This window comes from Streptomyces sp. NPDC057565, from assembly GCF_042801455.1.
GTDB classification, from domain to species: domain Bacteria; phylum Actinomycetota; class Actinomycetes; order Streptomycetales; family Streptomycetaceae; genus Streptomyces; species Streptomyces yanii.
This window is the reverse complement of the sequence record NZ_JBHVFU010000040.1, coordinates 71,700-84,379: the sequence shown is the minus strand read 5'-3', so window position 1 is coordinate 84,379 and position 12,680 is coordinate 71,700. Positions and strand designations below refer to the sequence as shown.

General features: G+C 71.1%; 8 protein-coding genes. 7 read left to right on the top strand and 1 reads right to left on the bottom strand.

The genetic code is table 11. The annotated features are described in order from the left end of the window. The first annotated feature begins 166 nt into the window (after window positions 1-166). The 5 genes from ACFU8W_RS38325 (at window position 167) to ACFU8W_RS38305 (ending at window position 9,160) form a co-directional block, all read left to right on the top strand. Window positions 167-1,660 (top strand): PLP-dependent aminotransferase family protein, encoded by a 1,494-nt coding sequence (locus tag ACFU8W_RS38325; RefSeq protein ID WP_384047777.1) that lies wholly within the window; start codon window positions 167-169, stop codon window positions 1,658-1,660. A gap of 90 nt (window positions 1,661-1,750) precedes the next feature. Beyond that, the gene (locus ACFU8W_RS38320; RefSeq protein ID WP_384047774.1) at window positions 1,751-3,331 is read left to right on the top strand and encodes an alkaline phosphatase D family protein; all 1,581 of its coding nucleotides are present in this window, start codon (window positions 1,751-1,753) and stop codon (window positions 3,329-3,331) included. 83 nt (window positions 3,332-3,414) lie between these two features. Further along, a complete protein-coding gene (locus ACFU8W_RS38315) occupies window positions 3,415-4,788 on the top strand; it encodes an SWIM zinc finger family protein (RefSeq protein ID WP_384047770.1) in 1,374 nt (457 codons plus the stop codon). Continuing rightward, entirely contained in the window at window positions 4,785-7,475 is a 2,691-nt protein-coding gene (locus ACFU8W_RS38310; RefSeq protein WP_384047767.1) for a DUF6493 family protein, read from the top strand. Before ACFU8W_RS38315 ends, ACFU8W_RS38310 begins: the two co-directional genes overlap by 4 nt. 254 nt (window positions 7,476-7,729) lie before the next feature. After that, on the top strand, window positions 7,730-9,160 hold the full coding sequence (locus ACFU8W_RS38305; RefSeq protein ID WP_384047786.1) for a GNAT family N-acetyltransferase: 1,431 nt from the start codon (window positions 7,730-7,732) through the stop codon (window positions 9,158-9,160). Here the strand turns inward: ACFU8W_RS38305 and ACFU8W_RS38300 are convergent. Beyond that, on the bottom strand, window positions 9,096-10,307 hold the full coding sequence (locus tag ACFU8W_RS38300) for a trans-sulfuration enzyme family protein (RefSeq protein ID WP_384047764.1): 1,212 nt from the start codon (window positions 10,305-10,307) through the stop codon (window positions 9,096-9,098). The genes ACFU8W_RS38305 and ACFU8W_RS38300 overlap by 65 nt on opposite strands. Window positions 10,308-10,366: 59 nt before the next feature. On the opposite strand from ACFU8W_RS38300, the gene ACFU8W_RS38295 reads away from it, so the two are divergent. Together ACFU8W_RS38295 and ACFU8W_RS38290 are read left to right on the top strand one after the other, a co-directional pair. Beyond that, complete coding sequence (locus ACFU8W_RS38295; protein WP_384047761.1) at window positions 10,367-10,873, top strand: Lrp/AsnC family transcriptional regulator; 507 nt, start codon at window positions 10,367-10,369, stop codon at window positions 10,871-10,873. A 121-nt stretch (window positions 10,874-10,994) separates the two neighbouring features. Next, window positions 10,995-12,680: a DUF885 domain-containing protein gene (locus tag ACFU8W_RS38290; protein WP_384047758.1), complete on the top strand. Its 1,686-nt coding sequence runs from the start codon at window positions 10,995-10,997 to the stop codon at window positions 12,678-12,680.

The following is a 12,680-nucleotide window of genomic DNA, read 5'->3' as shown; positions in this document are numbered from 1 at the left end:
ACCCGGGCGCAGGAACAACGAGCCCACCCCACGCCACGACGTGCACACAGTCCGCAAAACAGACACCGCGAAGCGGCGGACGAAGAAGTCAACGAACCCACGTCCACGCCGAACAGGTTAAAGATCAAGTTAGGCAGCGGGGCGGTCCGGTTTAAGGTCCACTTTCATGACGTCTTCGGGGACCAATCCGCCGTGGGGTGGTACGCAGCGGAGCGCGTCCGTATCCCCTGCCTGGGAGTTACTGATTCCGGCTGCGGCCGCCCCGGCCCGGGGGCGCGGGCGTGCGCTTCAGGAGGCGCTGCGCGAGGCGATCCGCTCCGGGCGCCTGGTTCCGGGGACCCGGCTGCCGTCCAGCCGCGAACTGGCCGCGGATCTGCGGGTGTCCCGCGGTCTGGTGACCGAGGCGTACGAGCAGCTCACCGCGGAGGGTTATGTGCGCAGCGGTCGTGGCGCGGGCACCTGGGTGAGCGGTGCCGTCCGCGGCGCCGTGCGCGAGGCGCACGATCTCGCTCCGCGCGCCCCTGGTTCCTCGGTGGACTTCCGGCCCGGTACGCCGGATCTCTCGCTGTTTCCGCGCAGCGCCTGGGCCACCGCCCATCGCACGGTGCTGGGCCGGCTGCCGCACAGCTCCCTCGGCTACCCCGATCCGCGCGGACTGCCCGAGCTGCGGGAGGCCTTGGCCTCCCTGCTGGCCAGGCGACGCGGCGTGGTCGCCGATCCGGAGCGCCTGGTGGTGTGCTCCGGAGTGGCCCAGGCGACAACGCTGCTCGGGTTTGTTCTGCACGGGCGCGGCTTGCGGACCGTCGGCGTCGAGGATCCCGGAAGCCCGGAACATGCCTCTCTGTTCGCTTCGACGGGGCTGACAACCGTCCCGCTGCCGCTGGACGAGGAAGGTCTGGCGCCCGCGTCGCTCACGCACTCCGGCGTGCGCGCCGTGGTGACCACGCCCGCGCACCAGTTCCCCACCGGAATCGCCTACTCCGCCACGCGTCGCCGCGCACTGCTCGACTGGGCGCGAACCACGGACGGGCTGATCGTCGAGGACGACTACGACGGTGACTTCCGCTACGACCGGGCGCCGGTCGGTGCGCTGCAGGGGCTGGACCCTGAGCATGTCGCGTACACCGGCTCGGTGAGCAAGTCGCTGGCACCGGGGCTGCGGCTGGGCTGGCTGCTCGCGCCGGCGGCGATGACGGACGACATCGTGGCCCGTAAACGCACGATGGATCTGGGCAATCCGGCCGTCGACCAGGCGGTGCTGGCCGACTTCGTCACCCGGGGCGGGTACGACCGGCAGCTGCGCCGCTGCCAGCGCGCCTACCGCGAGCGGCGCGACGCTCTGACCGCGGCGCTGGCGAAAAACTTCCCCGGCACCGAGGTCAGCGGGATCGCCGCCGGTCTTCATGTCATCGCCCGCCTGCCCGAACGGTACGGTCCCGAGCCGGTGTTCCTTCAGCGCGCTGCCGGTCGCGGCATTGCGCTGCGGCCGCTCAGTGACTGCGCCACCACGCGCCGTGCGGACCGTACGGTGAGCCTGGTTCTCGGTTATGCGCATCTGGCGCCCCCGGACATCGCGCGCGGCGTACGGCTGCTGGCGCAGGCCCAACGGGGCACGCCCGGACGGGACACCGACGGGAGCCGGGGCCCGGTGTTCATCTGAGGTTGGTGTGCCCGCCGCCGACGGGCACAAAGGTGGGGCCGGTCGACCGGCCACCCGTACCACTGTCCCGCTGCCCCCGGAGGCACCTCGATGTCGTACCGTCCGCGCATCCCTTCGCCCGACCGCCGCACCGTGCTGCGCGGTTCGCTCGCCGCTTCGGCCGCGCTCACCCTTCCCCTGGCGGGAGCGGCGGCCCCCGCCTTCGCCCTGTCCGGCCGTCCGCGCGCGGGCTGGGGCGTTCAGGTGGGTGATGTCACGGCGTCGTCCGCCCTGGTATGGGTGCGGGCGGACCGGCCGGCCCGCATGATCGTGGAGACGTCGGCGACGGAGTCGTTCCGGCGGGCCCGTACCTGGTACGGGCCGCTCGTCGGTCCGGGTACGGACTTCACCGGGACGACGCCGCTGCACGGGCTTCCGGCGGGCGAGCAGGTGCACTACCGGGTGACGCTCGCGGACCCGGACGATCCGCGCCGGACCGGTGAGCCGGTGTACGGAACGTTCCGTACCGCGCCTGCCCGGCGCCGGGACGGGGTGCGCTTCCTGTGGTCCGGCGACATCGCGGGACAGGGCTGGGGCATCAACCCGGATATCGGCGGGTACCTGGTCTATGACGAGATGCGCCGCCTCGACCCGGACTTCTTCCTGTGCAGCGGTGACAACATCTACGCGGACGGTGTGATCGAGCCGAGCGTGACGCTGCCCGACGGCAGGGTCTGGCGGAACATCACCACCGAGGAAAAGGCGAAGGTCGCCGAGACGCTCGCCGAATACCGCGGGAACTTCCGCTACAACCTCCTTGACGACAACCTGAAGAAGTTCAACGCGCAGGTGCCGTCGATCATCCAGTGGGACGACCACGAGGTACGCAACAACTGGTATCCCGGGCAGATCCTGGACGACGCCCGATACACCGAGAAGAACGTGAATGTGCTGGCAGCGCGCTCGATGCAGGCATTCCGCGAGTACTTCCCGGTGTCCACGCTGCACGCATCGTCCGGCGACGGCCGGATGCACCGGGTGGTGCGCCACGGGCCGCTGCTCGATGTGTTCGTCCTCGACATGCGGTCGTTCCGGAACGCCAACTCCCCCGGACGGCAGCCCGACGACACCACGGGCATCCTCGGCGCCGAGCAACTCCGCTGGCTCAAGCACGAGCTGTCGCGGTCCCGCGCAGTGTGGAAGGTGATCGCCGCAGACATGCCCCTGGGACTGGTTGTCACGGACGGTGCGACGAACTTCGAGGCGGTGGCGCAGGGCGACCCCGGTGCCCCGCTCGGTCGTGAGCTGCAGATCGCCGAGCTGCTGCGATTCATCAAGCACCGCCGGATCACCGGCACGGTCTGGCTGACCGCCGACGTGCACTACACATCGGCACAGCACTACGCCCCCGAGCGCGCGGCGTTCAAGGACTTCGCGCCGTTCTGGGAGTTCGTGTCGGGTCCGTTGGCCGCCGGAGGATTCCCCGCCAACGCACTTGACAACACCTTCGGCCCCGACCAGGTCTTCCTGCGGGCGCCCGACCGGGCGAACGTGTCGCCGATGGAGTCGCCGCAGTTCTTCGGCGAGGTCGACATCGACGGGGACAGCGGCGAGTTGACGGTGCGGCTGCGGGCGCAGGGCGGTTCGGTGCTGTTCACGACGGTGCTGCAGCCGGGGCGTGTCGGACAGTGAGCGGACGCCCGTAACCGACGTCGGACGAGGCCCCGGACGGCCGTCCGGGGCCGATTGTCAGTGGTGGCTTCTACGGTTTTTGCATGACCCGATCCGTACAGGCCCTGGCCTACTCCCGCCCTTCCGTTCTCGAGTCCTCCCAGGCCGGACAGTTGCTCGGCCTGGAGACCGCGGGCGGTCTGACGCCGCGGGGTGCAGAGCCTCATCCCCGGTTCTTCGCCGGCTGTCTCGCCTCGCCGCGGATCGCCGCCCGCGGGCTGCTGGCCGTGGCGGACGTGGCGTCCGCGCGCTACTACCGGCGGACCCTGCCCTCCTCCCTCGACCCGGTGGTGACGGGGAACGGCGACCGGCTGCGCTTCGAGTCGTTCTCCGGCTGCTGCGGGGTGTATGCGCGCCTCGATGTGCTGCAGGACGGTCTGGACGGCGCGCAGACAGGGCATGGCACAACGAATGTGGATGTCAACAACCCCCTGCGGGAGGCTCTTTCGCGGATAGCGGGAGACGATCCGCTGCATCTCCGGGTCGGTCCGGAGGAGATGGCGGTCACCACGCTGGACGGTCCGGTCGTCGAGAAGAAGGTGCCGCTGCCCGACCGTTGGCTGCGCGGGTTCGCCGAGGCGCAGGTCGTCTCCGCCGGTTTCGATCTGCGGGCGGAGCTGTCCGCGCCGGAGGCGGTCCGGTTCCTGCGCGCGCTGCCGCGCTCGTCGGCAAACGCGTCGCGCGGCGCTCAGTGGGTCGTCCCCACCGGGAAGACCCTGCGGCCGACCACGAGGCCGGTGGCCGGCGCAGTGTGCCTGCCCGGGCCCGAGCGGCTGGTGGCGCTCCAGCGGGTGCTGCGTCACGCGACGGCGTTGCGGGTGTACGGACCGGTGGCCGACGGCGCCGCGGCCTCGAGCGCCTGGGAGGTGGTACTGCCGGGAATGCGCCTCACGCTGACGCTGTCGCCCGACGCCTCGCGCGGCTTCTCCGGTGAGGGCGGCGTGCTCGACGCGCTGGCCACCGACGATGCCGCGGCCGACGCCGAGCTGGTGTCCGTACTGCTCGCCTGGGAGCCGCGGATCGAACCGACGGACCTCGCCGAGCAGTCGGGGCTGACGGTGGAGCGGGTACGGGCCGCCCTCACCCGGCTGGGCACAGCGGGCCGGGTGGGGTACGACCTCGCGGACGCGGCGTACTTCCACCGCGAGCTGCCGTACGACGCCGACCGGGCCGAGCGGCACAACCCACGTCTGGTCGCCGCCCGTCAGCTGGCCGGCTCGGGCGCGGTCGCGCTGGACGGGGAGCTGGCTGCCGTCGCCTCGGGGGACCGCCGCTACCAGGTGAGGGAGAAGGACGGAGTGCTGAGCTGTACGTGCCAGTGGTGGGCGGACTACCGGGGGCGGCGGGGCCCCTGCAAGCACGCTCTCGCGGTCCGGATGGTCCGTCGGGGCGCACCGGTTGCCGGGGGTGTGCGATGAAGGAGCTGCTCACCGCGGTACGTGAGGGACGCAAGGAAGACGTCCCGGCACTTCTCCTGTCGCTGGACCGGACGGAACGCCGATCTGCGCTGGCGGAGTTGAAGGCGATGCGCAAGGAGTCGCGGAGCTGGGAATGGCGCGAACGGGACAGGATCCAGAAGGCCCTGCTGATCGCCGGAGCGGGCTGTCACTCCGGAGCCGCCGGCTGCGCCACCTGGATCGGTGGCCGGGAGCTGCGCGACTGGACCCGCTCCCCGTACCCACTGGTCCTCGACGTGCTCGCGGACCGTGATCCTGCCTGGCTCGGCGACCTCGCCCACCGGCTGGCCGCGCGGCCCACCGCCACCCGGATCGACTACGAGTTCGTCTCCGAACTGGTGAAGAGGGCACAGTGCTCCGTGCCCACCACGGAGGGTTTCGTCGTCGGCTGGGCGGAGACGGTCTCCACCCTGCAGTGGCGGCGGAAGGGCGCGCCGCCACTGATCGACATCCTGCGTGCGGATCCGCATCTCGCGGTGATGGTGCCGCGGCTCTTCGAGACGACGGAGCTGCCCCCGCAGGTCATCTGGTACGGCGATCAGGAACCCGAATCCGCGGACAACTGGCCCTCAGTACTGGCCACTTCGGTGGACGAGGGCCTGCTGGAGCGGTCCGTGCTCGTCAACTGCTGCGTGACCCGGTTGCTCCGCGGCGGAAAGCCCGGCGATCTGCGGTTCTTCCTGACCGTGCTGCGTCGGCTCGCGCTGACGGAGCAGGAGGAGGCCGAGCGGGTCGCCGACTGGATCGGGATGGCTGCGGACGGCATCTCGACCGTCGCGGGCCATGCGCAGGATGTGCTGGCCCGGCTGGACCAGCGCGGTGGCCTGTCCGTGCGGGAGCTGGCGGACGTCTCGGGTTCGGTGCTGTTCCGGACGGAGAAGAAGCTGGTCCGGGCCCAGCTCGTGCTGCTCGGCAAGGCACTGCGCCGCGACGCGTCGGCGGCCGAAGAACTGCTGCCGGTCGTCGCCGAGGCATTCGGTCACGAGGACATCGGTATCCAGGAGCGGGCGCTGAAGCTGGTGGCGCGGTACGCACCCCCTGTCGGCGACCCCTTGCGCGAGGAACTCGCCATGTCCGCGGAGCTGTTGGGGCCGGTGCACCGGGCAGCGGCGGCGGAGGTGTTCGGGGATCTGCTGGATGCCCGGCCACCGGCCGAGCCGTACGACGAGATACTGCCGCCGGTTCCTGCTCCGCGTCGGCTCGAACCTGCGCCGGAGACGACCGCCGAGCTCGTCGAGGAGGTGGTGGCACTGGTGCGATCCGGGTCACGCGAGACGGTCGCCTTCGAGCGGGCTCTGGACGGACTGGTCCGCCATGCCCACACGGACCGTCCGGCGCTGGCGGATGCGCTGCGCGACGCGCTGGCGGATCGGTGGTGGCTCGACGACACATCGTCCCACGTCGAGCGGACGCTCAGCTCGGACACGGGCATCGAACTCGTCGTGGCCGCACTGCTCGAACGGGTCTCGGTGCGAGCCGTTCACGACGGGCGTGCCGGCTGGACCGGGACCGGCACCTGTGTCCATGCCGCGCTCGACGGAATCCTCCGGGCGCGGCTGTGGGAGGCCGCCTACTCGGTACTGATCGGCAGGTCGCCGTTCCTGCTGGCCACTCCGACATGGCACACCGGCTCGCTGGACCCGGCGGTGCTGGTCGAGCGGCTGCGCACGTATCAGCAGCTCGGGGTCGAACCCGGGGAAGCCGATTTCGCCCAGGCGCTGCTGCGCGTGCGGCGCAGCGGTCGGCCCGAGGCAGCGGAGGCGGCCACCCTGCTCGGCACCGCGCAGGGTGACCAGCTGGCTGCCTGGCTCCACGCGGACGGACCGGTCGCACCTGTGCAGCAGCACCACCTGGAGAACGAACAGCCGCCGTCGCGCAGCTGGTTGCAGCGATCGGCCGACAGGACGCGACGCGTCCTGTCGGCCACCGAGGAAAGTCGGGTCATCCAGCAGGAATTCCCGCGTTCCTTCCACTGGCTGGGCCGCCCGCACTTCCCGGACGGGCACCGGTGCTACCACTGGGGCGAGGAGCCCGGCTCCTGGCTCGCCACCCTGCCCGAGGACGGCGAGACGATGGCCGCCTGGATGCTGCCCGCCGTCGCCACCTGCGCGACCGAGGAGCTACGGGGTGCGGCCTGGCCGCTGCCCCGGCTCGCCGGGCTCGGCGGCCCGGCCGCCGCGGCCATCCATCTGGCCACGGCGTACGGGCTGGGCGCCCGCCATCCGGAGGACAGGTTGTCGGCGGTCGACGCCCTGCTGGTGCTCGCGGCCGAGGACAGGCTGGACGCGGCGCTGCTCGGCCGGGAGTTGGCGATTCTCGTCGACCGCGAGCTGGTGAAACCCAACCGCGTGGCGGAGTCCGCCCGTACGGCTGCCGCCACCGGCGCATACCGGACGGTGCTCACCGTGCTGACCGCCGCGCTGCCCCCGTTGCTGGCGTACGACCAGGCCCCGCGCGGGCTGAGCGATCTGCTGTCCGTGGCCGCCGAATGTGCGGAACGCTGCGGTGCAGTGACGGCCGAGCCGATACCCGGGCTGACGGCTCTGGCCGCGCGCGGCGGGACGTCGCAGTTGGTACGTCATGCAGCGCGGCTGCGGGCGGCCTGGGAAAAGGCGTCCGAGACGACGGCCGACGACATCGAGCCGTAACGACCTGGTGCACGACAGCGAGCGGGCTCCCGGCGTGCACCAGGCCGTAACCCGCGGCGACGGGTCACGCCCCACCGTGACTCGTCCCGCCTTCGGAGCGCCCAGGCCCGCCGCAAAACCGCAGCGGCCGCAATCACCCACGACAGCGATCAGCGAAAACGGGCGATAGGGGACTAGATCCACACTTAACCCATCAGTCACAAGGCGTTCGCGATCAGGCAACACCGCTCCGTCACAGTGAGCTCATGACTGATGTGACATCCGCGAAAAGCGCCCGCCGCCCGCACCACTGGCGGCGGGACCTGATCGAGCTGGCCGCCCTGTTCACCGCCGTCGCGGTGGCCGACGCGATCGCCAACATGATCGGGCACCAGCCCGACGGACCGTATCTGCTGATCGCCTCGGCCCTGGCCCTCGTGGCGACGGCCGCGTTCCACACCTGGTGGGCACGGCGGCACAGCCACGCCCCGCCGCCGACCGCCGGCGGCCACAGCGTCGGCCTGTCCCACCACACGGTCACCGACAACGCGGCGGCCACCGCTGCCGCCGCACTCGTGACCACGCCCGCCGCCGGTCCGGCCCCGTCCGACGAGGACACGGTGCTGTGGCGGATGCGCACCACGGTCCGCGACGCCCCCGGCAGTCTCGCCGCGCTCTGCATCGCGCTCGCCCGGCACCGGATCGACATCCTCACTCTGCAGACGCATCCACTGGCGCAGGGCACGGTCGACGAGTTCCTGCTGCGCGCCCCCGTCTCGCTCCAGGTCCGGGAGCTGAGCCGGGCGATCTCCGCGGCGGGCGGCAGCTCCACCTGGATCGAGCGGGCCGACGCGCACGACCTGGTGGACGCCCCGACGCGGATCCTGGGACTCGCCACTCGCACCGCCCTGGACGCCGCTGAACTCCCGCTCGCTCTTCGCCAGTTGCTCGGGCGCTGCACCATCCACTCGCTGCCTGCCGTCTCGATCACCGGTCGTGCGGCCGGTGAGAGCGCACCGGTCGAAGGGATGCTCGAGGAGACGGTGATGCGACTGCGCGACCCGTCCGGCGGTGCGATCACCATCGAGCGGCCCTATCTGCCGTTCACCCCGACCGAGTTCGCCCGGGCCCGCGCGCTGGTGGAGCTCGACGCCCGGCTCGGTCCCCGCGTCCCGCGCAGCGAGCACGTGCTCACGCTCCCCGAGGGCAACGAGATCACCGTCCGCCGCGCGGACCGGAGCGACCTGGCCGCCGCCCGCGCCATGCACGACCGCTGCTCCGAGCAGACACTGCGGCTGCGCTACCACGGTCCGGTCCGCGACGCCGACCGCTACCTGGACCACCTGCTGAGCCCCAGGTTCGGCCGCACCCTGGCCGTCCAGACGGCCTCCGGCCGCCTGGTCGCCCTGGGACACCTCCTCTGGGACGGTGACGAGACCGAGGTGGCCCTCCTCGTCGAGGACGACTGGCAGCGCCGGGGCATCGGCTCGGAGCTCCTCGGTCGCCTGGTGACGCTCGCCGTCGAGGCCGGCTGCGAGAGCGTCTACGCCGTCACCCAGGCGTCCAACACCGGCATGGTCGCCGCCATGCGGTCCCTCGAACTTCCCCTCGACTACCAGATCGAGGAGGGCACGCTCGTCATCACCGCCCGGCTGGACGCGACTCCGGTACGCTCCCTGCCGCCGTACGAGCAGGCGGGTCGCTGAGCGCCTGACAGAGATCGGCCCACAGGTCCTCGACGTCCTCCAGGCCGACCGACATACGCAGCAGCCGGTCCCCGACACCGGCAGCCTGCCGGTCTCCCTCATCCACAATGCGGTGGCTGATGGAGGCCGGATGCTGGATCAGGGTGTCCACACTGCCGAGACTCACCGCAGGAGTGATGAGCCGTACGGCGGAGATCACCCGATGCGGATCCCCGTACACCTCGAAGGAGACCATCGCCCCGCCCACCGCCGGGTAGTGGACCCTGGCGATGCGCGGGTCGGCGGCCAGCCGACGGGACAGTTCGGCGGCGCTCGCGGAAGCGGCACGTACCCGTACCGGCAGGGTGGACAGACCCCGCAGCAGCAGATATCCGGCCATCGGGTGCAGTACCCCGCCGGTGGCGAAGCGCACCTGTCGCAGCCGGGCCGCGAACTCCTCGTCGCAGGCGACGACACCGCCCATCACATCGCCGTGCCCGCCCAGGTACTTGGTGGCGCTGTGCAGAACGATCCGCGCGCCGTGCTCGACGGGCCGCTGGAGGACCGGGGTGGCAAAGGTGTTGTCGACGAGCAGCGGAACCGACCCGCAGGAGTGCGCGAGCGCCCGGATGTCGACCTCGGCGAGCGTCGGGTTGGCCGGTGTCTCGACCACGACCAGACCGGTGTCCGGACGGATCGCCTCCGCGATGCCCGCCGGATCGGTCCAGGTGACTTCGGTGCCCAGCAGGCCGGCACCGAGAAGATGGTCGCTGCAGCCGTACAACGGGCGGACAGCGATCACATGGCGCAGTCCCATGCTCGCGCGGGCCAGCAGAACCGCGGTGAGCGCCGCCATGCCGCTGGCGAACGACACAGCGCTCTCGGTCCCTTCGAGCCGGGCCAGAGCCGTTTCGAACCGGGCCGTGGTCGGGTTGTCGAGCCGGGCGTAGACGGGCGGCCCGTCGAGCCTGGCGCCGGTGGTGGCGAAGGTGTCGATCCGTTCCGCCTCTCCCCTGGAGTCGTACGAGGGGTAGGTGGTGGACAGATCGATCGGCGGGGCGTGCAGGCCGAGTACAGCGAGGTCGTCGCGTCCGGCGTGCACGGCTTCGGTGGCCAGCGCCCTGGACCGGGGTGTCGTCGAGGGCCGCATCGAGGCTTCGGTGTCCATGACGCCACTCTGAACAGGTGCCGGGCCGTACCGTCGAAAGACCGTGCTACGTTCGGCTAATGGCTGATTCCGTCGTTCTTGACCCGGTAGACCTGCACATTCTTCGGCTGCTGCAGAACGATGCCCGAACCACGTACCGCGAGCTCGCCGCCGAAGTCGGGGTCGCACCGTCGACCTGTCTGGACCGGGTGGCCCGGCTGCGCCGCTCAGGCGTGATTCTCGGCCACCGGCTGCGTCTCGACCCGGCCAGGATCGGCCGTGGTCTGGAGGCGCTGCTCTCGGTGCAGGTCCGCCCGCACCGCAGGGAGCTCATCGGCCCATTCGTCGAGCGGATCAGGGCCTTGCCGGAGTCCCGCGCACTCTTCCATCTGACCGGCCCCGACGACTACCTGGTCCACGTGGCCGTTGCCGACACTGCGGATCTGCAGCGGCTGGTACTCGACGAGTTCACCTCGCGGCGCGAAGTGGCCCGGGTGGAGACGCGGCTGATATTCCAGCAATGGGAGTGCGGGCCGCTGTTGCCGCCGGCCGCCACGGCGCCCGGAAGGACCGAAGAATCCGAATGACCGATTCCGGCCGCCGCGGTCGGTGATCCGCGTCCACCGCCTAGAACCGGAATGAACTGTGTCAGGTCCCTGAGGTCTATTGATAGTGACGCGGGCCCCCTGGCCATACGAAGATGTCCGCATGTCAGACACTTCGAACAGCGCGCTGCCCCGCCAGGTCGCCGACGCCTACGTCGACGCATTCATCGAACTCGACCCGATCTCAGGCACCTATCTCGGTGTAGCGGAAAGCTACCGCCGTCTTCCCGACTTTTCCCCCGCCGGGCAGGAAGCCCTTGCAGAGCTCGCCCGCGCCACCCTGGTGAAGCTCGACGCCGCCGAGCAGCTCCCGGGGGCGGACAGCGACGCAGAGCGCCGCTGTGGCCGCCTGCTGCGGGAGCGGCTGACCGCGGAGATCGCTGTCCATGAGGCCGAGGAGGGCCTGCGAGCCGTCTCCAACCTGCACTCGCCGGCGCACAGCGTCCGTGAGGTGCTGACGGTGACGCCGACCGAGACCGATGAGGACTGGGCGGCGATCGTGGAGCGACTGCTCGCGGTTCCCGGAGCCCTGGAGGGGTACCGCGCCTCGCTCGCGCTCGGCCTTGAGCGGAAGCTGTACGGCGGTCCGCGCGCCACCGCCACCTTCATCGGCCAGCTGACCGAGTGGGTCGGGCAGGACGGAACCGGGTTCTACCAGGGCTTCGTCGCCGCGGGCCCGGACGCGCTGCGTGCGGATCTGGACGACGCCGCGCGGCAGGCCACGGAGGCCACGCAGGCGCTGCGCGACTGGATGCGCGATGTGTACGCCCCCGCGGTCGAGGGTGCGCCCGACACGGTCGGCCGCGAGCGGTACGCCCGCTGGTCGCGTTACTTCAACGGTACCGATCTGGATCTCGACGAGGCATACGCGTACGGCTGGTCCGAGTATCACCGGCTGCTCGGCGAGATGAAGGCCGAGGCCGAGAAGGTGCTGCCCGGGGCCGGTCCCTGGGAGGCGCTGGCCCATCTCGATGTGCACGGCAAGCACATCGAGGGTGTCGACGAGGTCCAGGCCTGGCTGCAGGGCCTGATGGACGAGGCGATCGAAGCCCTCGACGGCACGCACTTCGAACTCGCCGAGCGGGTACGGAAGGTGGAGTCCCGGATCGCACCGCCCGGCGGCGCCGCGGCCCCGTACTACACGGGTCCGTCCGAGGACTTCTCGCGCCCCGGCCGCACCTGGCTGCCCACCATGGGCGAGACCCGCTTCCCGGTGTACGACCTGGTCTCCACCTGGTACCACGAGGGTGTCCCGGGCCACCACCTGCAGATCGCCCAGTGGGCCCATGTAGCCGACAGTCTCTCCCGCTACCAGGCATCGATCGGCATCGTCAGCGCCAATGCCGAGGGCTGGGCGCTGTACGCGGAGCGCCTCATGGACGAGCTGGGCTTCCTGCCCGACGCGGAGCGCCGTCTCGGCTACCTGGACGCGCAGATGATGCGTGCCTGCCGGGTGATCGTGGACATCGGCATGCACGCGGAGATGGAGATCCCGGCGGACTCCCCCTTCCACCCCGGTGAGCGGTGGACACCCGAGCTGGCGCAGGAGTTCTTCGGCAACCACAGCGGCCGGCCGGCGGACTTCGTGGAGAGCGAGCTGACCCGCTACCTGTCCATGCCGGGGCAGGCCATCGGTTACAAGCTGGGCGAGCGTGCCTGGCTGCTGGGCCGGGAGAACGCCCGCAAGGCACACGGCGACGCGTTCGACGCGAAGGCCTGGCACATGGCCGCGCTGTCGCAGGGGCCGCTGGGTCTGGACGATCTGGTCGACGAGCTGTCGAAGCTCTGA

Bases quoted from the DNA above. Each gene is read 5' to 3' on its own strand.
- ACFU8W_RS38290 (WP_384047758.1), top strand. From the start codon at position 10,995: ATGTCAGACACTTCGAACAGCGCGCTGCCCCGCCAGGTCGCCGACGCC.
- ACFU8W_RS38295 (WP_384047761.1), top strand. From the start codon at position 10,367: ATGGCTGATTCCGTCGTTCTTGACCCGGTAGACCTGCACATTCTTCGG.
- ACFU8W_RS38315 (WP_384047770.1), top strand. From the start codon at position 3,415: ATGACCCGATCCGTACAGGCCCTGGCCTACTCCCGCCCTTCCGTTCTC.
- ACFU8W_RS38300 (WP_384047764.1), bottom strand. From the start codon at position 10,307: ATGGACACCGAAGCCTCGATGCGGCCCTCGACGACACCCCGGTCCAGG.
- ACFU8W_RS38310 (WP_384047767.1), top strand. From the start codon at position 4,785: ATGAAGGAGCTGCTCACCGCGGTACGTGAGGGACGCAAGGAAGACGTC.
- ACFU8W_RS38325 (WP_384047777.1), top strand. From the start codon at position 167: ATGACGTCTTCGGGGACCAATCCGCCGTGGGGTGGTACGCAGCGGAGC.
- ACFU8W_RS38320 (WP_384047774.1), top strand. From the start codon at position 1,751: ATGTCGTACCGTCCGCGCATCCCTTCGCCCGACCGCCGCACCGTGCTG.